The organism is Catellatospora sp. NPDC049111, assembly GCF_040648615.1.
GTDB lineage: Bacteria > Actinomycetota > Actinomycetes > Mycobacteriales > Micromonosporaceae > Catellatospora > Catellatospora aurea.
Map to the genome: position 1 here is coordinate 59,475 of NZ_JBEZEB010000022.1, position 24,274 is coordinate 83,748.

At 71.1% G+C, this 24,274-nt stretch carries 25 protein-coding genes; 12 read left to right on the forward strand and 13 right to left on the reverse strand.

Annotated elements, in window-relative coordinates; all coding sequences use genetic code 11:
* Nucleotides 1-20: 20 nt before the first annotated feature.
* Both AB0B66_RS26335 and AB0B66_RS26340 read right to left on the reverse strand, forming a co-directional pair.
* Complete coding sequence (locus tag AB0B66_RS26335; protein WP_360534890.1) at nt 21-1,274, reverse strand: Clp protease N-terminal domain-containing protein; 1,254 nt, start codon at nt 1,272-1,274, stop codon at nt 21-23.
* A 99-nt stretch (nt 1,275-1,373) separates the two neighbouring features.
* Nucleotides 1,374-1,595 carry a hypothetical protein gene (locus AB0B66_RS26340; RefSeq protein WP_360534892.1) on the reverse strand — a complete coding sequence of 74 codons (222 nt, stop codon included), beginning with the start codon at nt 1,593-1,595 and terminating at the stop codon, nt 1,374-1,376.
* 295 nt (nt 1,596-1,890) lie between these two features.
* Between AB0B66_RS26340 and AB0B66_RS26345 the strand changes: the two genes are divergently transcribed.
* Nucleotides 1,891-2,121, forward strand: a complete 231-nt coding sequence (locus tag AB0B66_RS26345) for a hypothetical protein (protein ID WP_360534894.1) — start codon at nt 1,891-1,893, stop codon at nt 2,119-2,121.
* On the opposite strand, the gene AB0B66_RS26350 is transcribed toward AB0B66_RS26345, so the two are convergent.
* From AB0B66_RS26350 to AB0B66_RS26375, 6 genes are all read right to left on the reverse strand, one after another.
* Nucleotides 2,084-3,658 carry an MFS transporter gene (locus AB0B66_RS26350; RefSeq protein ID WP_360534896.1) on the reverse strand — a complete coding sequence of 525 codons (1,575 nt, stop codon included), beginning with the start codon at nt 3,656-3,658 and terminating at the stop codon, nt 2,084-2,086. The genes AB0B66_RS26345 and AB0B66_RS26350 overlap by 38 nt on opposite strands.
* A complete protein-coding gene (locus AB0B66_RS26355; RefSeq protein ID WP_360534898.1) occupies nt 3,655-5,217 on the reverse strand; it encodes an AMP-binding protein in 1,563 nt (520 codons plus the stop codon). The genes AB0B66_RS26350 and AB0B66_RS26355 overlap by 4 nt, the downstream gene beginning before the upstream one ends.
* 74 nt (nt 5,218-5,291) lie before the next feature.
* On the reverse strand, nt 5,292-5,687 hold the full coding sequence (locus AB0B66_RS26360; protein ID WP_360534900.1) for a hypothetical protein: 396 nt from the start codon (nt 5,685-5,687) through the stop codon (nt 5,292-5,294).
* Nucleotides 5,688-5,697: 10 nt separating this feature from the next.
* Nucleotides 5,698-7,209, reverse strand: a complete 1,512-nt coding sequence (locus AB0B66_RS26365; protein WP_360534902.1) for a cation acetate symporter — start codon at nt 7,207-7,209, stop codon at nt 5,698-5,700.
* A gap of 123 nt (nt 7,210-7,332) precedes the next feature.
* Nucleotides 7,333-8,277, reverse strand: coding sequence for an aminoglycoside phosphotransferase family protein (locus AB0B66_RS26370; protein ID WP_360534904.1), 945 nt, complete (start codon nt 8,275-8,277; stop codon nt 7,333-7,335).
* A gap of 99 nt (nt 8,278-8,376) precedes the next feature.
* Nucleotides 8,377-9,021, reverse strand: coding sequence for a hypothetical protein (locus AB0B66_RS26375; protein WP_360534906.1), 645 nt, complete (start codon nt 9,019-9,021; stop codon nt 8,377-8,379).
* 106 nt (nt 9,022-9,127) lie between these two features.
* Between AB0B66_RS26375 and AB0B66_RS26380 the strand changes: the two genes are divergently transcribed.
* The 8 genes from AB0B66_RS26380 (at nt 9,128) to AB0B66_RS26415 (ending at nt 17,155) form a co-directional block, all read left to right on the forward strand.
* A complete protein-coding gene (locus AB0B66_RS26380; protein WP_360534908.1) occupies nt 9,128-10,363 on the forward strand; it encodes a histidine kinase in 1,236 nt (411 codons plus the stop codon).
* The gene (locus tag AB0B66_RS26385; RefSeq protein WP_360534910.1) at nt 10,360-11,142 is read left to right on the forward strand and encodes a LytTR family DNA-binding domain-containing protein; all 783 of its coding nucleotides are present in this window, start codon (nt 10,360-10,362) and stop codon (nt 11,140-11,142) included. Before AB0B66_RS26380 ends, AB0B66_RS26385 begins: the two co-directional genes overlap by 4 nt.
* Nucleotides 11,143-11,164: 22 nt before the next feature.
* A complete protein-coding gene (locus AB0B66_RS26390; RefSeq protein ID WP_360534912.1) occupies nt 11,165-12,520 on the forward strand; it encodes a TerB family tellurite resistance protein in 1,356 nt (451 codons plus the stop codon).
* A gap of 25 nt (nt 12,521-12,545) precedes the next feature.
* Nucleotides 12,546-13,910 carry a hypothetical protein gene (locus tag AB0B66_RS26395; RefSeq protein ID WP_360534914.1) on the forward strand — a complete coding sequence of 455 codons (1,365 nt, stop codon included), beginning with the start codon at nt 12,546-12,548 and terminating at the stop codon, nt 13,908-13,910.
* Nucleotides 13,911-14,024: 114 nt separating this feature from the next.
* Nucleotides 14,025-14,354, forward strand: coding sequence for a hypothetical protein (locus tag AB0B66_RS26400; RefSeq protein WP_360534916.1), 330 nt, complete (start codon nt 14,025-14,027; stop codon nt 14,352-14,354).
* Nucleotides 14,355-14,371: 17 nt separating this feature from the next.
* Complete coding sequence (locus tag AB0B66_RS26405) at nt 14,372-16,183, forward strand: M91 family zinc metallopeptidase (protein WP_360534918.1); 1,812 nt, start codon at nt 14,372-14,374, stop codon at nt 16,181-16,183.
* Nucleotides 16,180-16,752 carry a hypothetical protein gene (locus AB0B66_RS26410; RefSeq protein WP_360534920.1) on the forward strand — a complete coding sequence of 191 codons (573 nt, stop codon included), beginning with the start codon at nt 16,180-16,182 and terminating at the stop codon, nt 16,750-16,752. Before AB0B66_RS26405 ends, AB0B66_RS26410 begins: the two co-directional genes overlap by 4 nt.
* Before the next feature lie 97 nt (nt 16,753-16,849).
* The gene (locus tag AB0B66_RS26415; RefSeq protein ID WP_360534922.1) at nt 16,850-17,155 is read left to right on the forward strand and encodes a hypothetical protein; all 306 of its coding nucleotides are present in this window, start codon (nt 16,850-16,852) and stop codon (nt 17,153-17,155) included.
* Between the two features lie 91 nt (nt 17,156-17,246).
* Here the strand turns inward: AB0B66_RS26415 and AB0B66_RS26420 are convergent, their stop codons facing one another.
* The 4 genes from AB0B66_RS26420 to AB0B66_RS26435 form a co-directional block, all read right to left on the reverse strand.
* A complete protein-coding gene (locus tag AB0B66_RS26420; protein WP_360534924.1) occupies nt 17,247-17,996 on the reverse strand; it encodes an ABC transporter permease in 750 nt (249 codons plus the stop codon).
* Complete coding sequence (locus AB0B66_RS26425; protein ID WP_360534926.1) at nt 17,993-18,934, reverse strand: ATP-binding cassette domain-containing protein; 942 nt, start codon at nt 18,932-18,934, stop codon at nt 17,993-17,995. The genes AB0B66_RS26420 and AB0B66_RS26425 overlap by 4 nt, the downstream gene beginning before the upstream one ends.
* Complete coding sequence (locus AB0B66_RS26430) at nt 18,931-19,359, reverse strand: hypothetical protein (protein ID WP_360534928.1); 429 nt, start codon at nt 19,357-19,359, stop codon at nt 18,931-18,933. Before AB0B66_RS26430 ends, AB0B66_RS26425 begins: the two co-directional genes overlap by 4 nt.
* Before the next feature lie 213 nt (nt 19,360-19,572).
* On the reverse strand, nt 19,573-20,376 hold the full coding sequence (locus tag AB0B66_RS26435; RefSeq protein ID WP_360534930.1) for a GNAT family N-acetyltransferase: 804 nt from the start codon (nt 20,374-20,376) through the stop codon (nt 19,573-19,575).
* A 189-nt stretch (nt 20,377-20,565) separates the two neighbouring features.
* Between AB0B66_RS26435 and AB0B66_RS26440 the strand changes: the two genes are divergently transcribed.
* From AB0B66_RS26440 to AB0B66_RS26450, 3 genes are all read left to right on the forward strand, one after another.
* Complete coding sequence (locus tag AB0B66_RS26440) at nt 20,566-21,447, forward strand: LysR family transcriptional regulator (protein WP_360534932.1); 882 nt, start codon at nt 20,566-20,568, stop codon at nt 21,445-21,447.
* A gap of 231 nt (nt 21,448-21,678) precedes the next feature.
* A complete protein-coding gene (locus AB0B66_RS26445; RefSeq protein ID WP_203699202.1) occupies nt 21,679-22,035 on the forward strand; it encodes a DUF485 domain-containing protein in 357 nt (118 codons plus the stop codon).
* Between the two features lie 67 nt (nt 22,036-22,102).
* Nucleotides 22,103-23,746: a cation acetate symporter gene (locus AB0B66_RS26450; RefSeq protein ID WP_360534934.1), complete on the forward strand. Its 1,644-nt coding sequence runs from the start codon at nt 22,103-22,105 to the stop codon at nt 23,744-23,746.
* 51 nt (nt 23,747-23,797) lie between these two features.
* Here the strand turns inward: AB0B66_RS26450 and AB0B66_RS26455 are convergent, their stop codons facing one another.
* Complete coding sequence (locus AB0B66_RS26455) at nt 23,798-24,229, reverse strand: CBS domain-containing protein (RefSeq protein WP_360534936.1); 432 nt, start codon at nt 24,227-24,229, stop codon at nt 23,798-23,800.
* Nucleotides 24,230-24,274 lie beyond the last annotated feature (45 nt).

The following is a 24,274-nucleotide window of genomic DNA, read 5'->3' on the forward strand; positions in this document are numbered from 1 at the left end:
ACGAGTAGTGATCACCATGGTCACGGTTCGAGGAGGTCGGGCCTCGGTCCGTACACCGTGCCGCGGCTTCGCCGGGCCAGCCACAGCCGCCAGGCATAGGGCGGGTGGGTGGTCGACGGCCAGGCGGTCGACGTGAAGGTACGTTTCACCCACGACGCCATCTGCCCATGACCGTGGAGCGTCACCGCGATGTGGTCGCTGCCGAGTTCGGCCGTCCAGTTGTTCACCACCCGGTGCAGGAGGATGCTCGCGGCGGCGACGCCCCAGATCCACGGCGTGAAGGCGAGGACGGCGGGCAGGATGAGGCTGCGCTCCAGCCAGCGGGCGGCCGCGCCCCGGGCCGGGTCGTGGCGCAGCAGGTGGGCGAGCTCGTGCGCGATCACGTAGCCGGATTCGGCGGGCCGGTGGAAGACCTCGCGCGAGACGCCGATGCGCGCCCAGGAGCCTATGCGGATCGCGTGGTCGTCGAGGCGGTAGTCGTCGCGAAGCCAGATCGCGAAGTCGGTGATGCCCCAGGTCGCCACCAGCGCGGTCAGCTCCGGCGGGCACGGCACCACGCCTACGCCTGCGGGCATCGAGCGGCGCGCCCACCGCAGGCGGATGGCATGCACCAGCAAGACCGGCAACAGGATGACGGCGGTCAGACCGATGACGAGTTCCGGGCCGAGCCACGGAGGGCTCGCCGCGACGAGCAGCGCCAGGGTGCCCAGATACCAGAGCATGGTGATGAGGCCCGACAGCAGGTGGATCCGTGGCCTCGGCCAGGCGAGGCCGGCCTGATGGACGAGCATCGCCCGGAATTCGTCCGAGAGCTCCAGGTCAGGCTCGGGAAGCGATGGCACGTGGTTCGCGGTCACCGCCAGTTCGATCACGGCGAAGTCGGCGCCCAGAGCCCGCATGATCTGCGCCGCCGCGCATTCCGGCCGGCGGGTCATCGCCAGCACGAGGTGCCCGGTGCGCAGCACGCCCTCGTGCTTGAGCCGATGAGAGTGCCCGAAGGCGGCGTCGAGCAACGCCTTCGCATCGGCGGTGTAGGGCACCGCGCCCTTACGTTCGGCGGGATGGTCCGGCGGACGGCGGGACTGCAGCTCGCCGCGTACCGCCTCGAAGGTGATGCCCTGCTGCGCCAGCGCCCGGATCGCGGCGTCGGCGTGGTCGGTGAGCAGGCCGAGGAGCAGTGTGCCGCTGTCGAGGCTGTCGTAGCGCAGGCCGCGTGCCGCCTGCTGCGCCATCACCAGCGCCTGGCGCGCCTCCTCGGTCAAACGGTTGAGCATGGCCCCTCCCCTGGGTCCCGCGCATCCTGCCACAGTCGCGAAAGGCCCGGGGGTAGGCGTGGGCCGGCCACCGTCACCGGCGGCCGGCCCGCGACGCGACTACTTGGCGTCGGTCAGGTCGACGATGGCCCGGGCAGCGCGGAAGTACGGGCTGCGGCCCAGCTCGCCGATCGTCTTGACGCCCAGGGCGTCCTTGATCGCGGCGGCGGCACGCTCGCTCACACCCGCGAGCGCGGCGACCGGCGCGTTGACGATCTCCTCCAGGGGCTTGTCCTGGTACTCCTTGTCCAGCAGCTTGGCGAGGTCGGCGGAAACCGGCATGGCAACTCCTTCGTCGTCAGTGGTCCGATGGGGAGCCGGACCCACCCCGAGATCCTTTCACCACCGTCGTGGGCGCTGCCGATCGGCCCGGAACGGCTGGCGCACCGCGGCGCGAGGCGATGCGACGCAACCCATTGACCTGCAGAAACGCCAGGCAGCCACGATCTGACAAGCGTCTATGCACCAGAATCCGGGATCGCACCATGCCAGAATCGAACTCAGGAGGGAGGTTCATATGTATGCGACCGTACGTCGTTACGAAGGAGTGACCGACCCCCGTGAGGCGGCACGACGCGTGGCGGAGGGGTTCGTCCCGATCATCAGCGCCGTTCCGGGTCTGCTCGCCTACTACTGGGTCGACGCCGGAAACGGCGTGATGGTCTCGACGAGCGTCTTCGCGAGCCGGGACGGCGCGGACGAGTCGAACCGGATGGCGGCCGACTGGGTGAAGGACAACCTGGCGTCACTGCTGCCGAACCCGCCCCAGATCAGCGCTGGGGAGGTCGTGGCTCACCGGGCGCAGTGAGTTCGGGGGCCGGATACCCGACGTCCAGCCTGGCGAGTCTCGCCTGCGCGTCGGCGAGCAGTGCCCGCAGCCGGTCGGTTTCCGCCTTGGCCTGCTCGCGCTCGCCGGCGACGATGCGCTCCGCGGCGGCGTACGCCTCGGGGACCTCCAGCGCGCCCACGGTACGCAGCGCCGTGGCCGTGTCGAGTTCGCGCGGCGCGGCCAGCTCCGTCCGCCCTCGGGTCGCCAGGACCCGCCAGGTCCCGTCGGCGTATGCCAGCGTCACCGTCAACGGCGGCACCGTCTCCGGCACATCGAACGCGGTGCTGGTGTCGTCGAGCTGCTTCCACGTCCGATACCCGAACACCGGGCTCAACGTCGCGGCCAGCAGCACCAGCCCGCACACCACCAAGCCGGCGGTCAGCCCCGCCCCCTGCGCGAGCCACCCGCCGACCAGGCTCCCGACCGGCAGTCCGGCGTACGCGAACGCCGCCGCCAGCCCGAACACCCGCGCCTGGTAGGCCACCGGGACCCGCTGGTACAGCACCGCCCCGATGATCGGGTTCACCGCCGCCAGCCCGACGCCCGACAGGAACAGCACCGTCACCACCACGGGCAGTTCGTCGGCGAACGCCAGCACCAGCATCCGCGGCGCGCCGCCGACCAGGTATCCCGCCGTCAGCGTCAGGTAGCGGGGCAGCCGCTTGGCCATGGCGGTGAACGCGATGTTGCCGACCACGGCCCCGAGGGCGAACGACCCGAACACCACACCCAGCCCGGCCGGTGTGCCCAGTCGCTGGCTGACCCACAGCGGCACGAACACCACCTGGTGCGCCTGCGTGGCCAGGTTGCTGACGAAAAGCATCACCAGCACGCCCAGGATCAGCCGGTCGTGCCTGAGGTAGCCGAACCCGCCGCGCAGCGACTCCAGGTACGGCTCCCGCGGGCCGGGTTCGTCCGCAGCGGCCACCGGCGGCGGCATCCGCACCAGTGCCGCGACGATCAGCCCGGACGCCGCGAACGTGGCCGCGTCCAGGCCCATCACGGTCAGCGGGTCCGTCCACGCGATGAGCAGCCCGCCGACCGGTGCCCCGATCAGCGTGGTCAACCGGCCGATGCCGTCGTACAGGCCGGTGATCCGGGTCGTCTCCGCCCCCGCCTGCTCGATCATCGGCCGCAGCAACACGGCCCGCGCCCGGTCGCTGAGCCCGCGCAGCCCGCCCGCGACGGCGACCAGCACCAGCAGCGCCGCGAACCCGAGGTCGCGGTAGCCGAGCACGAGGCCCATCAGCGCGACGGCGCTGAGCAGGTCGGCGTCGACGGTGACCCGCCACGCGCCGAGCCGGTCGATCCACGGCGCGCCGAGCACGCCGACGGCCACGTACGGGACCATCTCGGCGGCGGCGACCAGGCCCATCATGGTGGGGCTGCCGGTCTCGACGAGCACGAGCCACGGCAGCGCCACGAAGGTCATCTTCGTGCCGACCTGGGAGATCGTCTCGGCGAGCAGGACGCCGACGAGGCCGCCGCGGCGGCGCGGGACGGCCTCGGCGGTCACGCCGTCGCCGGGGCCGTGGCCAGGTAACGGGCCCGCAGCTCCTTCTTGTCGATCTTGCCCATGGCGGTCAGCGGCAGGCTGTCGACGAATTCGACGGTGCGTGGCGCCCACATCTCGTTGAGCTCGCCGATGACGAAGTCACGCACCTCGCCGGGGGTGACGCCGGAGCCGGGTTCGACGACGGCGTACGCGTGCACGGCCTCGCCGGTGTCGTCGGCCGGCACGCCGATGACGGCCGCCGCGCGGACCTGCGGGTGCGCGACGAGCGCGTCCTCGACGGGGCGGGTGTAGATGTTCGTGGACCCGTACCCCGTGATGATCATGTCTTTGAGGCGGTCGACCAGGAACAGGTAGCCGTCGGCGTCGAGGCGGCCGACGTCACCGGTGCGCAGCCAGCCGCCGGACAGGGTCTGCGCGGTCAGTCCGGGTTCGCCGAAGTAGCCGTCCATCATCAGGCTGCCGCTGATCCACACCTCGCCGGTCTCCCCGGCGGGCAGGACACTGCCGTCGGCGGCGCGGATCTCCACGCGCATGTCGCCGAACGGCAGGCCGCAGGAGCCGAGCCGTTCCGGGTGCGCCGGGTCGACGGTGAGGTTGGGCTGGGCGGTGATGAAGGGCGCCTCGGTCATGCCGTACACCGGGCGCAGGACCGGCCCGAAGCGCTCGACAGCCTGGGCGAGCCGGGCGGGCGCGGCGGCGCTGCCGCCACACGAGATCATCTGCAGGGTGCTGGTGTCGGTGTCGGCCAGGCGCGGGTCGTCGAGCAGCTGGTAGAGCAGCGGCGGCGGAAGCAGGATGCTGGTGATCCGGTCCTGGGTGATCGCGTCGAGGAACGGCTGCGTGTCGTACCGGTCGTGCATGACCAGGGTGCCGCCGGTGAACAGCGTCATCAGCACCGGCACCTGCGCGCTGACGTGCCAGAACGCCGACACGGCGAGGTGGCGCAGGTGGTGCCCGCCGGAGGCGGTCCAATGGTCGGAGAACAGCATCAGGGTCCGGAAGAACGAGTGCCGGTGCAGCACCAGCTTCGGTGTGCCGGTCGTGCCGCCGGTCTGGAACAGCGAGTGCGGCTCGGCGTCCGGGCCGTCCCGGCCGATCGGCGGCTCGTCGGACAGCGGGCGGGCGAGCAGGTCGGGCCCGAGCCCGCCGCCGCCGAAGCACAGCACCGACAGGTGCGGCACCTCGGCCAGCAGCTCGCGGCCGAGCTGGTCGTGGGTGCGGGCGTCGTAGACGAACACGTCCGCCTCGGCCAGGCGCAGGAACTCGACCCGGTGCCGGTGCGGCGCCGACGGGATCATCCACACCGAACGGCAGCCCAGCAGATGCAGACCCAGCTGCAGGAAGATCGCCTCGTGCGGGTTGCCGACCAGGATCGCCACCGACGTGCCCGCGTGCACCCCCTGCTCGTGCAGGGCGTTCGCCATGGTCAGCACGGCGGTGCGCAGCTCCTGATAGGTCAGGGTGCGGCCGGGGGCACGGATGGCCTCGGCGTCTGAGTAACCGGCGAACTGGTCCAGCGCACGCCACACATAACTGCGGGCTGCCACGTCGTTGTCCACAGCCGAGGCCCCTTCTGAGAGGTCAGAAAGGTCACACTAGCGGCGGTGAGTCAGCGCGTCTAGATCTTTCGATGTCACGGCGACGACAGCTCGGAGCCGGTGGCACGATCGACCGGGCGGCCGACGAGCGCGGCGAAGTCGGCCTCGTTGCGTTCGGCGAGCCGGGTGTAGACCAGGCCGGCCCCGGCCAGGAACGGGAACGACACGACGCCCAGCAGCAGCCAGGGCAGCGGCATCCCGGCCACGGAGACGTGGGTGCCGGCGGGCCACAGGCTGAACAGCAGCGGCAGGCCGCCGAGCGCGACCGCGACGACCGCGGCCAGCCGCAGCGCGAGGCCGAGCTGCACCCGCATCAGTTCCCGCACCAGCGCGTCACCCATCGGGGTCTGCTCGACCAGCTCGTCGTGCGCCCCGGGGCGCGGCCGGACGCGGCGGTGCGCGGCGAGGTCGACCCGTACCCGATCACCCACGGCAGCCACGCTACAACCGCGATGTTTCGGATTCGCGCTGCGTCTGCGGGGTGTGCAGGGTCTCCGGCGCGTGCAGGCGCAGCAGCATCGCGCCGACCGCCCCGGGCACCCGCCGCCGGGTCGCCAGCGACACCGACACCATCACCGCGAACGCCAGCGGCACCGTCCACGCGGCGGGCTGCGCCAGCAGGTCCGCGGCCAGGCCCGGCGCGGGCGGCAGGAAGATCGTCCACAGTACGGCCACGACCGCGCTGCCGCCCCCGGCCAGGATGCCCGCGGCCGCACCCGCCGCGGTCAGCCCCCGCCACCAGATGCCCAGCACCAGCATCGGGCAGAAACTCGACGCGGCCACGGCGAACGCCAGCCCGACCACCTGCGACACGTTCAGCCCGTGCACGGCCAGCGCCAGGCCCATCGGCACCGCGCCCGCGAACAGCGCCGCCGCCCGGAACAGCGGCAGCGGCCCCCAGACGGCCAGCCGCCCCCGGCCGAGCACGTCGTTGGCGAGCACCCCGGCGACGCTGGTGAGCAGCCCGTTCGAGGTGGACAGGAACGCGGCGAACGCGCCCGCCGCGACCAGCGCGCCGAGCGCGTCGGCAGCCAGACCCGGCCCGAGCGCGGCCGCCGGAAGCAGCAGCACGACGGTGTCGTTGCGCCCGGTGGCCAGCTCGGGCGTGTAGACCCTGCCGAGCACCCCGTACACGGTCGGGAACAGGTAGAACAGCCCGACCAGGCCGAGCACGATCGTGGTGGTGCGCCGGGCGGAGCCGCCGTCGGGGTTGGTGTAGAACCGGGCCAGCACGTGCGGCAGCCCCATGGTGCCCAGGAACGTCGCCAGGATCAGCGAGTACGTGGCGACCATGCCGCCGGACGGGGCCAGCCACGCGTCGTCGACCGGGATCGCCGGCCGCCCGTCGTCGTTCCACCGGGCCAGCAGGAAGAACGCGGGCACCGCGATCGCGGTCAGCTTCAGCCAGTACTGGAACGCCTGCACATACGTCGCCGAGCGCATCCCGCCGAACGCCACGTTGCCGGTGACCACCGCGCCGACCAGCACCACCCCGACCCAGCTCGGCGCACCGGTCACGATCCGGAACGTGAGCCCCGCGCCCTGCAGCTGCGGCAGCAGGTAGAACCACCCGATGAACAGCACGAACGCCGTCGCCAGCCGCCGCAGCCGGGGCGAGGCCAGCCGCGCCTCGCAGAAGTCCGGCAGCGTGAACGCCCCCGACCGCCGCAGCGGCGCGGCCACGAACAGCAGCAGCGCCAGGTACCCGGCCGCGAACCCGACCGGATACCAGAGCATCTGCGCCCCGTACGCCAGGATCAGCCCGGCGACACCGAGGAAGCTCGCCGCCGACAGGTACTCCCCGCCGATCGCCGCCGCGTTCTGCGTAGGGCTCACCATGCGCGACGCCACGAGCAGATCCGACGTGCCCCGCACCAGCCGTATCCCCCACGCGCCGATGGCGACCGTCGCCACGGTGACGGTCGCGATCGCGAACAGCGCGTAGGCATTCACAGCCGCAGGATCGTACCCGAAGGAAGGGCACCTTCTTAACGCCATGAGTAGAGGAAGGGCACCTTCATAACCCTGGCGACGTGAAGTCGCAGGATGGCGACGGGGGGCGTTGGGGGAGGGTGGTCAGCGGTGGGTGGAGAGGCGCGCGCGTAGCCAGCGCAGTGAGGCGTCGCCCTGGGCGCGCTGGAACGCGCGCACCGTAGGCAGTCCGGGCGGCGCGGGACGGCGGCAGGCGTCGAGGAAGTAGCCGGTCATCCCGGCCAGCACACCGGTCACCTCGGCCGGGCGCGCGCCCAGCGGGGCGGTGTACGCGGCGACCAGCGCGTCCACATCGTGGCCACCGAACAGGTTCACGTTCACCATGATCATCATGCTGTCGAGCCAGGCCGGGCCGACACAGGCCCACGGCCAGTCGACCACGGTAACCGTGCCGTCCGGGCCGATCAGCAGGTTATCGGCGCGGATGTCGGTGTGCGCGACGGTGTCACCGTCCAGGGCCGCCACTCCCGCGGCCCCCAGCTCGACCAGCTCGGGCAGCCGCGCGGCCGCCCACGGGTCGAGGTCGTCCGGCGGATCGGCGGCCAGGCGCTCCCAACCGGACAGGTCCTCGCCGAGCGAGGCGGCCACCGTCGGCAGGTCCGGCATCGGACACGGCGTCAGGCCCACCGCGAGCGCGCCCAAGGTGGCGAGCACGGCGTCGAGTTCGGCGGCCGCCCACGGCGTCACCGGGTGCCTGCCCTCCACGTCCTGCAGCACGAGCGCGACCCAGTCGCCGTCGTCGACGCAGCCGAGCAGCCTCGGCGCCGGCACGTTCGGCGGCAGCGCCGCCGTGATCAGCGCCTCGCGGCGGTGCAACTCGACCGAGCGCTCGTTCTGCGCGGTGCTGACGGCCTTCACGAAGGCGCGACGGCCGCCCGCGGTGCGGACGCGGTCGGCGGTGCCCGGCGAGAAGCCGCCCTGCTGCGTCACCGCCGCCACGACCCGGTCGCCCAGGATCGCCTCCACTTGCGCCCGGACGTGCTCCGGCACGTCCGCCCACCCGATGCGTACCCCGCTTGCCACTGTCATCGGCAGATCGTCGCACCGACGTGAGCTGCGCCGCAGCCTGGTTTCGCGGGGATCGGCCGCTGCTGCCACAACGGCGTCGGGCTGCCCGGCGGTGCGCGATCACTCCCGCACGGCGGCGTCCTGCGCGGGGGCGGCGGTTTCCGGCTCGCCGGCGGGCAGTTCCAGCCAGTACGCGAGCTGGTACGTCTTCGTGTTGGCCCAGAACCGCAGTTCCTGACCGTGTCGGGCGAAGGCGAGCACCGCACCGCCCAGCAGGACGGCCACCGCGCCGCCGAGCCAATGGTGCGGCCCGGTCACGGCTTCGCCCAGGGCGACCAGCATGCCCAGGAAACTCGGCACCACCGCGCCGCGCAGCATCAGCCCGGTGGCGCGGAATCGGCCCACCTCCTGGGCGACCTCCCGGTCGCGCAACTCGACCCCGGCCAGCAGCAGGCTCGGATTCATCCGCGGCACCCGACGGTCGCCGACCTGCGCAGCGTCCGCCGCGACGGCCGCCCAGGCGTCCATGCCGTCCTTCCGCTTGGTGTACGCCTTGTCCACCAGGATGCCCACCGTGTAGGTCAGATAGCCGAGCAGGTAACTCGCCACCGCCAGCGCCACGGCCAGCAGCAGCCCCGGCACGGCGGCCAGATCCGTGGGCTGGACGAGATCGAGCCGCAGGGCCAGGTACAGGAACACCCCCAACTGCATCGCGCCCGGAACCGCATACGTGAACAACTCGAAGATGCCGAGGGTGAAGGTCATCCCGACATTCTCGGCATCGACGGTGTTGATCGGAACCGGGCGTGTTCAGGGCACCACGGCGGCAGCGGGGTGGAGCACAGGGGCGGGGCGTGGCACGATCGCTGCCATGTACCCAGCGCTGGGCGCCGCCGCCGTGGCGGCCGTCATCGCCGCGACCGCGGTGGTGATGATGCGCGGGCGGCGCAGGGTCGTCACCCCGGAGGAGCGCGCCACGTACCAGGTGCTGCACCTGGCGACGCTGGCCAGCGAACCCCTGCGGCAGGGCCTGCGCGACGAGACGGCGGCCGCCGCGCTGCGGCACCTGCGCACCCTGGTCGGCGCGGCCGGGCTGGCCCTGGCCGACGGCAGCGGTTTCCTGGCCCACGACGGCGCTGGCGGCCACCACCGCGAGGCGCTGCTGGCCGCGGCGCAGCGGGCCCTGTCCAGCGGGCGGCCGGTACTGCTGCGGCCGCAGGAGCTGACGTGCGTGCGCCTGGACTGCCCGGTGCGCGGTGCGGTCGCCGCCCCGGTCTCCAAACCCGACGGGGGTACGGGTGCGGCGCTGATCGCCGTCACCGAGGCGCGGCCCACGCCCGGCCTGGTCCGCGTGGTCCTCGAAACCGCGCACTGGGCCGGGCTGCAACTGGAACTGGCCGAACTGCAGGAGGAGCGGGCCCGGTCCGCCCGCGCCGAGGTGCGGGCGCTGCGCGCGCAGATCAGCCCGCACTTCGTCTACAACGCCCTGACCGCGATCGCGTCGTTCGTCCGCACCGACCCCGAGCGCGCCCGCGAGCTGATCCTGGAGTTCGCCGAGTTCACCCGGTACTCCTTCCGCGCGCACGGCGAGTTCACCACCCTGGCCGAGGAACTGCGCTCGATCGACCGCTACCTGACCATCGAACGGGCCCGCTTCGGCGAGCGCCTCCAGGTGCGGCTGCGGGTCGCGCCCGAGGTGCTGCCGGTGGAGGTGCCGTTCCTGTGCCTGCAGCCGCTGGTGGAGAACGCGGTCCGGCACGGGCTGCACCCCAAGCCCGGGGTGGGCACGATCCGGATCATCGCCGCCGACGCGGGCGCGGACTGCGAGATCATCGTGGAGGACGACGGCGTGGGCATGGACCCGGCGGTGCTGCTCGACGGCGACGGCACCGCCGACGGCGACGGCGGCCAGCACGTCGGCCTGGGCAACGTCGACGACCGGCTGCGCGCGGTGTTCGGCGACGCGTACGGCCTGGTCGTCGAGACCGCCCCGCAGGCCGGCACCCGGGTCAGCCTGCGCATCCCCAAGTTCCGCGGCGGCGCTGTGATGAGCGAGCCGGCCACGGGCGGCCGTCCCGCTGCCGGGCGCGACGGGAGGCGGGCATGACCGGCCGGCCCGCGACGCCGCCGCGCCTGCGGGTGCTGGCCGTCGACGACGAGCCCCCGGCCCTCGACGAGCTGCTCTACCTGCTGCGCAACGACCCCCGCGTCGAGTACGTGCACAGCGCCGCCGACGCCGCCGAAGCCCTGCGGGTGCTGCACGAGAACGACGTCGACGTGGCGTTCCTGGACATCCGTATGCCCGGCCTGGACGGCATGGACCTGGCCCGGGTCCTGCAGCGCTTCGCCCGCTCCCCCGCCGTCGTCTTCGTCACCGCGTACGACGACCGGGCCGCCGACGCCTTCGACCTGGGCGTGGTCGACTACGTGCGCAAGCCGGTGCGCGCCGAGCGCATCGCCGAATCGCTGCGCCGGGTGCTGTCCGAGCGCGCCGCCGTCGAGGACCGGCCCGCGGCGCCACCCGAGGCCGCCCCCGCGGGCGGGGACCCGATGATCCCGGTCGAGCTCGGCGGCGTGGTGCGCTTGCTGCCCCGCTCGTCGGTGTGCTGGGTGGAGGCGCAGGGCGACTACGCCCGCCTGCACACCACCGACGGCTCGCATCTGGTGCGCGTGTCGCTGACCCAGTTGGAGGAGCGCTGGACCGACGCCGGTTTCCTGCGCATCCACCGCTCCTACCTGGTACGCCTGGACCTGGTCACCGAACTGCGCCTGACCGGTTCCGGCTACGTCGTCTCCGTAGGTGGACACCAATTGCCGGTGGCCCGCCGCCACACCCGTGTGCTCAAGGACCGCCTCATCCGCCCGGCCAAGCAGCACTGGGGCTGACGGCTCGGTTCACATCGCCGAGGTGCGTCAGTCCATTCGGATGATCGGTTTCTGGATCACCGGCGGCATCGCCGGAGCGCCAATCGTCCGTATTGTTGCCCCGATGGGCGAGGCCGGAAATGGCGAAGCCCACACCCGCTGGATCAACGCGTGGGCCACCCGGCGATCGACCTTGAATGGGGATGCGAAAGAGATGGCAATGGATCCTCGCGAATTCGGTCTCGGACGTCTGAAGGACGCGGCCGGCGCGGCCGGCCGTAAGCTGGCCGACAGCACGAGTGCCGCACGGCAGCGTGTCGCCGAGGTCGCCGGCGACGCCCAGGAAAAGGCGAAGCAGTCCGCCGAGCAGGTGAAGTCCAAGGTCGTGGACGTCAAGGACAGCCTGGCCGCGCGTGCCGCACGCCGCGACACCGCCGCCGACCTGTCCGCGCTCAGCGTCGAGGCGAAACTGCTCTATTGCCGGATATTGGTGAGCCTGGCGATGGTCGACAACTCGCTCGATCCACGGGAGATCGCCAATCTGTATCTGTTCGCATCGACGATCGGCCTGGACGGCGAAGCTCGAACGGGGTTGCGCGCCGAAATCACCGGAGCGCAACGCGACGCGGCTAGCAACGCGGAAGTCCGCGACACCGCGGTGGAGCTGACCCGGCAATTGCGCGACCTGCTCGACGAGGATCAGCGTGAGCCCGTCTTCACCTTGCTGGTGCGCGATCTGGTACGGATCTCGCGTGCCGACAGGCACGCCGCCGACGTCGAGCGCGAGCGCATCGCGCAGGTCGCGGCGCTCGTGTTCCCGGAGTCGGCGGACAAGGTCGTGCAGGCGACCGAACGGCTGGTGAGCACGGAGGAGGAGTTCGCCTCCGGTAAGATCACGACCAGCCAACTGGAGACCACCACCAAGGACATCGCCGCCAAGGCGGCCGCGTTCGGCGCCCCGATCACCGCGATCAGCCTCGCCGGCAGCGTCTCCGGTCTCAGCGGGGCGGGGATCACCTCGGGCCTGGCGGCCCTGGGATTCGGCGGCCTGCTGGGCCTGAGCGCGATGGCCACCGGGATCGGCACGGTGGTGATCCTCGGGGTCGCGGTGCACCAGGGCACGCGTTACGTGCTGTCCGTCAACGAACGTGAGCGCGAGAAGCGGCGCGAGCATCTGATCCAGCAGGTCATCAAGAACCACCAGCAGGCGATGGCCGAGCTGACCGACGACATCGCGGGGCTCGCGCACCGGATGGAGGTGTCCCTCGCCCAGACCACGCGGAACGAGGAGCGGCTCCTCGTGCTCCGGGCCGAGCTGGCCGCCTTCCAGCTGGCCCTGACGAATCTGCAGACCAGCCAGGAGGCATTCGAGCGGCGGGAGCCGCTGCGTGTCGAGTGACCAGCTGTCGGCGGCCGGCGCGGTCGTGGCATACCAGGACGTCACGCTGACCGAGCTGCGCAGCCTGTTCGACCAGGTGCACTTCGACCTCAGGGACGTCCTCGAACGCGAACGCCGCGTCAGCGAATCCCTCGACTCCGTCGAATCCGAGTTCAACGTGGTACGCGCCCGCCTTCAGGCGATGGGCATCGTCGTCCCGGCCCAGCCGAGCCCCGTGACACCCGTGGTTGTCGAAGCGCCGAGCCGACCCCGTTACAACGTGCCGATCGTCCCCGTCGGCGGTGACTACGGCGAACTGGTGAACCTTTCCCAGGCCCGGTTGGATTCGCTGGGTATCGATCTGACCCGAGACCCGCTCCAGCAGGTCCTACCCTCCAGCGAGCTGGCACGCAGCCTGCGTAGCTACGCCGAGCAACACGGCGACATCAGCTGGGACGAGGCCGACTGGGCAGTCGTCCTGACCGCGGGCCTCCTGGCGACACTCCTCGACATTGTCCTCGTCCGCATCCCCACCAAGGGCATGAAGCTCGATGATGACGGATCGCCCCTCACCAAGTGGCTCAAGGAGAAAGACCGGGCGAAGAACATCCAGGACCGCTACCTCAAGCGGTTCGAGAAGGCCAAGGTGCCCTACGACGACCCCACTTCGTATGCGACCAGAGATCCGGTCACCGGCATAGAGCGGGTCAGCGGCATGACGCCCAGCACCCATCGGCTCCGGAGCCCCGGCCACGATCCGGTGCTGGGTTTCATCTTCGGGGTGGCGGACATCATGCGTGGCACCGGCACTTATGTCGAGGCTGGAGGACTGATCCAGATCCCCACCGGTGCCGACCACGTCGGCCTGATCACCGCTTTCCTCACGCAGGTGCGCCATCTGCTCTCGGACGTCTACACCCCTGCGGGTCTGCCGCCCCCGCTCTTCAGCCTGCTCCAGCTCGGTCCGGTTGCTTCCCCCTTCTCGCTGGGCCGCTCCAAGGAGAAGGCGACCTGGGCCGAAGTCGCCGCCGACATGTACAAGAACGGCTACGACCTACGGCATTTCTTCACCATGGGCATCACTCCGGGCGTCGTGTCCGCGGTCATTCGCGGATACTGGCTGCTCAGGAGTTACGCCACCGGCGGCACCGCGGCGCAGCGGAAGCTGGAGCACGCCAAGCTCACGTCGATGCTGCTGCTCGGGCACACGATCGCCACGTCGGGAACGCTGTTCAAGACCGGGGTGGTGTTCGGCATGAACCCGGCGGCCCTCAACTACAACCAGATCCTTGCCATGGGACCTGCCACCATGGCCTGGTTCAAGGAAGCCGTCGCCCGCGACCACCGGATCACTCAGGCCCTGGACAAGGAGTGGGAGCTGCTTTTCGCCGAATCCGCCGAAGGACGGTGACGCTGACCTCCCCGCGCATCGGCGGGACTCGCTGCGGTCCATCGACCGAGTCACGGCTGTCCCGCGGGAAAGCTCGGGTGGAGCGCGGTGCCGCCGCGTTGTAGGGTGCCACCCATGAGCGGGGAGGTACGGGCCGATCCTGTCGAGCTGGCGCGGGTCGCGCAGTCCTGTCTGGACGGCTCGCAGGATCTCGCGGCGGCGCTGCGCGCCGTCCGGGCCGACGCGGTGCTGTCCACGTCCGACTTCGGCAACGTGTCGAACGCGGGCAAGCAGAGCGAGGCCTACCACGGCGTCGAGGGCAGCGCGGGCACGGCGACGGAGCGGCTGGTCACGGTGCTCGAGGTGGACAACGAGAGCCTGCTCCGGGTGGCCTTCGCCTACCAGCAGGCGGACGAGGAAGCCGAGCGCAAGCTGCGGCAGAAGCACCGCAACATTCCGATCTGACCAGGGGGAGGTCGCCGATGGGGATTCCACCGGAGGACCAGGAGCACTTCCCGCCGATCACGGCGGCCGAATCGACCTGGCAGCTGCACGCCAACCCGGGGCGGATCGACAGCGCCGCGTCGGCGTGGCGGCGGTTCGCCAAGTCGGCCACGGCTCTCGGCGACGACATCGACGCCGATGCCAAGAAGCTGGTCGGCTCCCAGTGGTCGGGCCCGGCCCGCGACAGCTACGTCAACCACAAGACGAAGCTGACGGCCGGCGTGGACGCGCTGCAGACGAACGCGGACAAGCTGGCCGGCCAGCTTGAGGGCGTCGCCGATCTGCTGCAGCGCTACCAGGGACTGCTCGACGCCGAGTACGCCAAGGTGAAGTTCCGCGACGTCGGCGGCACGTTCTACCCGCGCAGCGAGGAAGAGCAGAAGCTGATCAGCGGCGCCGTGGCCGAGGCCGCCACGCTGCGCAAGGAGCTGGAGCAGGCGCTCGGCCAGAACCTCAGCGGCTTCGACAAGTCCGGCTGGGACGCCGTCGCCGCCGACTGGGGCGCGATCGCCACCGGCTCCACCGACCCGTTCACGCTGCCCGCGGAGGCGACCGACGGCGTTTCGGTGATCATGGTGGACGGCCGGGCGGTCGTGAACACCGGAACCGGAGACGACGACGTCAAGGTCAGGATCGATCCTAAGACCGGCGACGTCATCGTCTCGGTCAACGGCGCGGACTACTGGTACCCGCCGGGCACCCCGGTCACCATCCGCGGCGGTGAGGGCAACGACACCATCGAGGTCCCGAAGGGCTCCAACATCAGCGTCACGCTGCTCGGCGGCGCGGGCGACGACACCATCCGCGGCGGTGACGGCGCCGAGCAGATCTTCGGCGGGCGCGGGACGGACGACCTCTACGGCGGCCGCAACGACGACTACGTCTCCGGCGGCGCCGGCATCGACTACATCGACGGCCAGGACGGCGACGACGTGCTGTCCGGCGGCGCGGGCCAGGACACGCTGTACGGCCTGGGCGGTGACGACCAGCTGTCCGGCGGCGAGGACGACGACTACCTCGAAGGCGCGAAGGGTAACGACTCGCTGCACGGCGGCGCGGGCAACGATGTCGTGTCCGGTGGCCACGGCGACGACAAGCTCGCCGGAGGCACCGGCGACGACGTCTACTACGGCGGGCACGGCAAGGACAGCATCACCGCGGGCGGCGGCCGGGACACCGCGTACCGGCAGGACGAGGACACCGTCGACGGCGTGGCCTCCGACGTCAAGGTGGAGATCAGCGACAAGGCGCAGTTCATCAAGATCGAGGGCTCCGACGAGTTCAAGGAGCGGGTGCTCGCCGACCTCGACATGTACCGCGCCTCGCCGACCGGCCAGCAGATGCTGGACAACCTCCAGGACAAGCGCGACCCGAACTTCTGGCTCGGCGAGAACACGCTGACCATCAAGGAGCTCGACGACGAGAACGGCTACGCCAGCAAGGGCCACAAGCTCGCCAACTCCGACTCGGTCATCCAGTACAACCCCGCCTTCACCTTCGACGCCGAGCGCGGCCGGCCGTCGGTGGTGCTCTACCACGAGCTCGGGCACGTGTACGACTACTGGAACGACACCTTCGAATCCGACCTGATCGCGGGCGGGCCCGACGACGGCATCAAGAAGGGCGAGCGGCAGGCGACGGGGCTGCCCTTCGACCACGACGACGACTCGTCGACGCCGGACCAGCTCGACCCCGACCACCCGATCCAGTACACCGAGAACGGGCTGCGCCGGGAGATGGGCATGCGCGAGCGGGACACCTACGCCACCTACTCCGGGGACGGCTGGTGACCGGTCTCCGCAGCGTCGCCGGGCTGCTGCTCGTCACCGCAGCGCTGGCCGCCTGCTCGGGCGACCCCGACCTGGATCTGACGGTGCGGACCTCGGTCGCCGGCGGCGACATCGCGGTCGAGTACACGCTGGCCAACCGGTCCGCAACGCCGATGGTGGTCTACGACGGGGGTTGGACCGATCCGGAGCGGCCCGGCTGGTCGCGCGGGCCGGTGGAGGTCAGCGTCCGCGAGGACGGGGTGATCGAGCTGTCGAAGCGCATCATCCACCCCTGCCAGACCCCGGACACCAGCGACTGCGGTGGCGTACGCGTGCCCACCGTGCGGATCCGCGGCTCCGTGCTCGAACCGGGTGCTCGCAGGTCGGACAGTTTGCGGGTGCCGCTCCAGGTGGAGCCCGATCATCCTGCGTCCGCCCAGCGCACGCCGATCCCGCTGAGCGGCCGGACCGTGGTCTTCTGCGTCGGGTTCACCGAGGTGACCGGCGACGACCCGCCCGCGGCCGGCGGGCTCTACCCGCCCGCCAGCCCGCAGACCGTCGTCTGCGGCGAACCGTTGCAGGTGCCGTGAGACGGCGGTGACGCGCCGGGCGGCACATCACCGCTGACGGGCCGGGACCGGTGGCCGTGCTGTGGCGTGGCTGGACGGGGGCTGGCACACTCGCGGCGTGCGCCGCATCCACCTGTTCTTCGCCGCCGCCGTCGCGCTGGACCTCACCGCGGTGGTGCTGATCCTGATCGCTTTCGCCGATTACGCCGGCACGTCCATCCCGCCGCAGGACCCGACGCCGGCCGTGGCCGCGGCGCAAGCGGCCGCCGTCGAGCAGACGTCCGCGCGTCTGCTCCAAGCCGTCGTCGCCAGCGCGGTGCTCGGCGCCGTCGCGACGTTGTTCATCGTGCTGGGGACGCGGGCGCGGCGGCGCGAGCGCGCGGCGGCGGCCGAGAGCGTGGGGACCGTGCTGCAGCGTCAGTGAGCCGCTCTGATCCACTCCGCCCCGGCAGACCCGTGACGCCGCCTCGGCGGCCTTGCCGAGGCGGCGTCGGCCGGGTGTCAGCCGGTCGAGGTCATGCGCGCTTGGTGAACGTGGAGCGCGCCCACAGGTAGCCGACGAGCGCGATCGCCACGCACCAGGCGACGGCCACGGCCGCGTCGGTGGTGTCGGGTGCGCTGTTCAGCAGTCCGCGCATGGTCTCGATGATCGGGGTGAAGGGCTGGTATTCGGCGAACTGCCGCAGACCGGGGCCCATCTTCTCGGCCGGGACGATCGCGCTGCTGAAGAACGGCAGCATGACCAGCGGCACGGCGGCCATGCCCGCGGTCTCCGGCGACTTCGCCGACAGCCCCAGCGCGACGGTGAACCAGCCCGCCGCGAACGCGAGCAGCACGGCGACCCCGGCCACGCCGAGCCAGTCCAGCGGGCTCGCCGCCGGGCTGAAGCCGAGCAGGAACGCGACCCCGACCAGGGCCGCGATGGCGATCAGGTTGGTCAGCACGCTGGCCACGACGTGGCCGGTCAGCACCGCGCCGCGGGACACGTCCATGACCTTGAACCGGTTGATGATGCCCTTGGTCATGTCCGAGTTCACCGACGTCGCGGTGCCGCCCAGCCCGTAGCAGACGGCCAGCAGGATCAGTCCCGGTGTCGCGTAGTCGATGTAGTCGACCCCGACGTCGAAAGCGTCGCCGAACATGTACACGAACATCAGCATGATGATGATCGGCATCAGCACGGCGTTGAACACCGACGTCGGGTTCCTGGTGATGTGCTTGAAGTTGCGGCGCAGCATGACCAGCGATTGCGGTTTGGCGCTCATTTCGCGGCCACCTCCGTGGTGTGGCCCGTCAGGGCGAGGAAGACATCGTCGAGGTCCGGGGTGTGCACGGTGCACTCCTCGGCGCTGAGGCAGTGGTCGTCGAGGCGGTCCAGCAGGACTCGCAGCGACTTGGTGCCGCCGTCGCCGGGCACCCGCAGGGTCAGTGCCTCGGGGTCGGCGGTCGCGTCGGGGAAGGCCCGCGCGGCGGCGTCGAGTTCGGTGGCGGTGGTGAACCGCAGCCGGATGTGGGTGCCGGGGATCTGGCGCTTGAGCTCGTCGGGCGTGCCCTGGGCGACCAGGCGGCCCTGGTCGAGCACCGCGACGCGGTCGGCGAGCTGGTCGGCCTCCTCCAGGTACTGCGTGGTGAGGAAGACAGTGACGCCGTCGGCGACCAGGTCCCGCACGATCGACCACATCGTGCGGCGGCTGCGCGGGTCCAGGCCGGTGGTCGGCTCGTCGAGGAAGATGATGCTCGGGTTGCCGACCAGGGTCATCGCCAGGTCGAGCTTGCGGCGCATACCGCCGGAGTAGGTCGCGGCGGGCTTGTCCGCCGACTCCGCCAGCTCGAACCGCTCCAGCAGCTCCGCGACGATCCGCTCGCCGTCGCCGTTGACCGCACGGTGGAGGTCCGCCATGAGCCGCAGGTTCTCCTGCCCGGTGAGCAGTTCGTCCACGGCGGCGAACTGGCCGGTGACGCCGATCGCGGCGCGCACCGCCTTGGCCTCGGTGGCGATGTCGTGGCCGGCAACGCGGACCGTGCCGCCGTCGGCCCGCATCAGCGTGGTCAGCACGTTGACCGTGGTGGTCTTGCCGGCCCCGTTCGGGCCGAGCAGGGAGAACACCGTGCCCGCGGCGACCTCGAAGCCGATGCCGTCGAGCACGACCTTGTCCTGGTACGCCTTCCGCAGTCCCGAAGCCTCGATCGCCGGGGTGGTCATGCGGTCACCTCCGATGCGGCCGGAGCGGCGTCGAGCGCTGCGATGATCTTGTTGGTCATGTCGGACACGGTGGGGCTGGGCTCACCACGCCGGACGGCCGCTTCGAGGGCGACGACGACCGTCCGGCGGAAGTTGCCGGCCTCGGCGGGAGCCTGCTTCTCCAGCAGCCGAATCGCCTCCGTCAGCGCGGGCAGCACCCGGTCGGCGATCTCGGCCACCGACTTGCCGCCCAGGTCGACGGCGCCGGACTTCTCGGCGAGCACGTGCCCGATCGGGCCGGTGGCCGAGGACAGGGCGATGGACCCGTCGGTGGCGATCCGGTGGGGCGAGCCGCCGGCGGCCCCGGCTGCCGACAGCAGCGCGACGGCACCGTACGCGGCGGTCCGCAACGTGAGTTTGTCCTGGTCAGAGAAAGTGACGGACATGAGGGGTGAACTCCTTGGACATAGGTGGGAGCAGGACTGAGCGCAACAGTTCGTGGGGGGTCGCTTCCCTGGCGAGCGGGTCCTGTCTGGAGGACCCCTGGCCCCGGCTGGACCGCTGCGGGCTCGCCGACCTACCTGACTTTTCATGACAAACCTTCCTGTAGTGGCACGGGTTGGCTCCGGGTGCCGCCTGGTCCATGGGTCGGGTCGGGGTTACGGCAATGCGAGTTCGTAGAGCCGCGTTCGCCGAAGGTGACGGAAGCCGAGGTGGCGGTGTAAGGCGAGCAGGCCGGGGTCGTCCTCGCCCGTACGCGCCTCGATCTCGTCGACGTGTGGGTGGATCTCGCGCAGTCGCTGGATCAGGGCCGCGTTGACCCACAGGCCCAGTCCCTGCCCGCGATGGCCGGCGAGCACGGACGGTCCGTACTGCCGGGCACGGCGCTGCGGCAGCCCGCCCACGGCCGCCACGGCGTACGCCACCAGGCCGCCGTCCGCCTCGGCGGCGCTCAGCACCGCGTTGCCGGGGCGGCTCGGGTGTCGCAGCAGCTCCTCGACCCGAGTCGCGTCGGACAGCTCGCCGGTCCAGTGGCTCAGCCGGTATCCGGCGTGTTCGACGTCGACCAGCTCACCCAGCCAGGCACGGTGCACGTCGCAGTAGGTGAGCAGGTCATGCCGCCTGGATCCGGTGCGCCGGAAGCCATGCCGGGCACAGAACGCCTCCCCGGCAGAACCCTTCTCGACCTCGGCGACCAGGCGCTGCCGCGCGGCTTGCGCGCCGACGGCGGCCAGCAGCCGCGAGCCGATCCCGCGCCGCCGCCACTGCGGTTCCACGTACAGGCTCAGCTCGACGGCGTCCGGCTGCGCGGTTGCCGCCGACGGCAGCAGGCCGTGCTCGAACGGGATGATCGGACGCAGGCAGGCCACCCCGGCCACCAGGCCGGGTGGTGCCACCGCCTGCCACCCTGCGATCCCAGGATGGTCCGGCACCGTCACGATGTCGATCAAGCGCTCGCTCATGGCACCACGATCACCCGGCCACCCGTTGCCGAACAACGTGGAAGAACGCACCGCCGCATAAGCCACCGGTTATCGTTCGACGGCAAGCGCCCCCGCGGTCGGCGCGGATCATGCCCGTGCGACGAGCCCTGGCTGCGGCCGTAGACTGCCGGATTCGGAAGGCCGGTCACCGGCGGGAGGGAGAGCCTGGTGGAGCTGCGCGATATCGAGATCTTCCTGGCGCTGGCCGAGGAACTCCACTTCGGGCGTACGGCCGAACGCCTGCACGTGTCCCAGGCGCGGGTGAGCCAGTCGATCAAACAGCAGGAGCGCCGGATCGGGGGCGCCCTGTTCGAGCGGACCAGCCGCAGCGTCCGGCTCACCCCGCTCGGTGAGCGGCTGCGCGACCGGCTCCGCACCGGCTACGCCGAGATCATGTCGGGCATCGACGAGGCCGCCGCCGTAGCGCGCGGGCATACCGGTGTGCTGACGGTCGGCACGATGGCCACCCACTACCAGTCGATCACCGCCGTACTCGACCTGTTCCGGCAGCGGCATCCGCAATGCGAACTGCGCCTGCGCGAGATCCTGCCCACCGACCCGCTCACCGCGCTGCGGGCGGGCCAGGTCGACATCGGCATGCTCTGGCTGCCCATCCGCGAGCCCGACCTGGTCGTCGGCCCGGTGCTGCACACCGAGAAGCTGGTGCTGGCCGTCGCCGCCGGCCATCGGCTGGCCGAGCGGGACAGCGTCGAGATGGAGGACCTCGGCGATCATCCGGTGGTGGTTCCGGACGGCCCCATCCCCGGTTACGTGTGGGAAGCGCACACCCCGGCCGTGACACCGGCCGGCCGGCCCGTCCCGCGCGGATTGCTGGTGGCCACCCTGGAGGAGGCCTTCAGGGCGATCGCCGCCGGCGGCGTCGTGTCCCCGATCGGGTCGGACGTGGCCGCCACCCGGCAGCGAGGTGACATCGCCTTCCTGCCCATCACCGACGGACCGGTGCTGCGGTACGCCCCGGTGTGGCGCAGTGACGGGGAGACTCCCCTGGTCCGCGCCTTCGTCCAGCTGGCTCGGACCCACCGGCTCTGACGGGCGGCGCCCGATCACCCGCCGCGAGTGGGAGCGCTGCCGTTCGGCGCGCGGGCATGCGCCGCTGGGCGCGTACTGGCGACCGCTCGGCGCGTACGCCGCGCATGTCCGCTTCGGCTGGTTCACAGATCGACATGCCGGTCCCTAGCCTGCGGGCAACCGCACTGTGACCCGTCGCACACACCGGCGACGTGCCACGTTGCTCCCTCTCCCCACCGAGGCTGGTGATTCATGAGCACCGACGCTCCGGACCGCTACGAGCGCATCGCGGACAACCCCGAGTTCGCGGGGCTGCGCCGCGCGCTGCGGCGATTCGTGTTCCCCATGACGATCGCGTTCTTCAGCTGGTACGCCCTGTACGTGATCCTGTCGGCGTACGCGCGCGACTTCATGGGAACGGTCCTGTTCGGCAACATCAACGTGGCGCTGGTCTTCGGGCTGCTGCAGTTCGTGACCACGTTCCTGATCGCCTGGCTGTACGCCCGCTACGCCGACCGCAAGCTCGACCCGGTCGCCGAGGACCTCAACGCCCGCATCCAGGCCGGCGAGTTCGACGCCGACGAGCAGCCGAAGGAGGTCGTGGCATGAGCGAGCGCAGCGAGCGAATCATGTCGTCGGCCACTCGTGCCGCCGACGAGCGAAGCGAGGAGAAGGCATGAGCGCCCGTACCCTGACCATCGTCCTGTTCGTGGTCTTCGTGCTGTTCACGCTGGCGATCACGATCTGGGCCAGCCGGCAGACGAAGACCGCGACGGACTTCTACGCCGGCGGCCGGTCGTTCTCCGGCTTCTCCAACGGCATGGCGATCGGCGGCGACTACATGTCGGCGGCGAGCTTCCTCGGCATCGCCGGCATCATCGCGCTGTCGGGCTACGACGGCTTCCTGTACTCGATCGGCTTCCTGGTCGCCTGGCTGGTGGCCCTGTTGCTGGTCGCGGAGCTGCTGCGCAACTCGGGCAAGTACACGATGGCCGACGTGCTGGCGTTCCGGATGCGCCAGACGCCGGTACGCGTGGCCGCGTCGATCTCCACCATCGTGGTGTCGATCTTCTACCTGCTGGCCCAGATGGTCGGCGCGGGCGCGCTGGTGGCGCTGCTGCTGGGCATCAAGCCCGGGGCGCACTTCCTGGGCATGGACGCCGACACCGCCAAGATCGCCACGATCATCTTCATCGGCATCCTGATGATCGTGTACGTGACCGTCGGCGGCATGAAGGGCACCACGTACGTCCAGATCGTCAAGGCCTTCCTGCTGATGGTCGGCGCCGCGGTGATGACCCTGCTGGTGCTGGCGGCGTTCAAGTTCAACCTGTCCGGCCTGCTCGGCGAGGCCGCGGCGAAGTCCGGCAAGGGCGCGGCGTTCCTCGAACCCGGCCTGCGCTACGGCAAGGAGGTGGCCGGGGACGCGGCGCAGACCTTCTACAACAAGATGGACCTGCTGTCGCTGGGCATCGCCCTGGTGCTGGGCACCGCCGGCCTGCCGCACATCCTGATCCGCTTCTACACCGTGCCCAACTCCAAGGCCGCCCGCAAGAGCGTGCTGTGGGCGATCGGCATCATCGGCACGTTCTACCTGATGACGCTGGCGCTGGGCTTCGGCGCGGCGGCGCTGGTCGGCAGCGAGGCGATCACCGCCCAGGACAAGGGCGGCAACACCGCCGCCCCGCAGCTGGCCCAGGTGCTCGGCGAGAAGTTCCTCGGCGGGGCCACCGGCGGCGCGGCGATGCTGGCGATCATCGCGGCGGTCGCGTTCGCCACGATCCTGGCGGTGGTCGCCGGTCTCACCCTGGCCTCGTCCAGTTCGCTGGCGCACGACATCTACGCCAGCGTCATCCGCAAGGGCCAGGTCAGTGAGGGCAGCGAGGTGCGGGTGGCCCGGATCTCGGCGTTCGCGATCGGCGCGGTCGCGATCGTGCTGGCCATCTTCGCGCAGAGCCTCAACGTGGCGTTCCTCGTCGCGCTGGCGTTCGCCGTGGCGGCCTCGGGCAACCTGCCCGCGATCCTGTACTCGCTGTTCTGGAAGAGGTTCACCACCGCCGGCGCCACGGCGGCGATCTACGGCGGCCTGATCACCGCCGTGGTGCTGGTGTTCTTCTCCCCGGTGGTGTCCGGCAGCCCGACCGCGATGTTCCCGAACTCGGACTGGCACTGGTTCCCGCTGTCGAACCCGGGCATCATCTCGATCCCGGTCGGTTTCCTCTGCGGCTGGCTGGGCACGATCCTGTCCCGCGAGCCCGCGGACCCGAAGAAGTACGCCGAGCTGGAGGTGCGGTCGCTGACGGGTGTCGGCGCGCACTGACGCAAGCACAGGAGAAGGGGCGCCCCGGCCGGGGGGCCCCGTCTCCTGTGTTCAGCCCCCCGTCGGCGGGGCGGCCGTGTTGGGGGAGTTGGTATGGGCCAGCTTCTCGTTCGACAGGTGCTGGGCCAGGTCCGCCTCGCTGATCATGCCGATGATCTGGTGGTCCTCGATCACCGGCACCCGGCGGATCTTGTGCTGCTCCATGGTCTTGAGCACCTCGTCCTCGTCGGCCTTCGCGTCGACCCAGATCGGCGTGCCCTTGGCCATCTCCATGCAGGTCGTGGTGTTCGGGTCGCCGCCCGCCGCGATGCACTTGATGACGATGTCGCGGTCGGTGATGATGCCCCGCAGCTTGTCGTCGCTGCCGCAGATCGGCAGCGAGCCGACGCCCATGTCGCGCATCAGCTGCGCGGCGCGGGCCAGTGTCTCGTTCTCGGGCACGCACTGCGCGCCCAGGTGCATGATCTGCTTGGCCGTAGTCATGATCAACCCCCCTGTAGCCAGTCCCCTGGGGTCATCGTGCGCCTC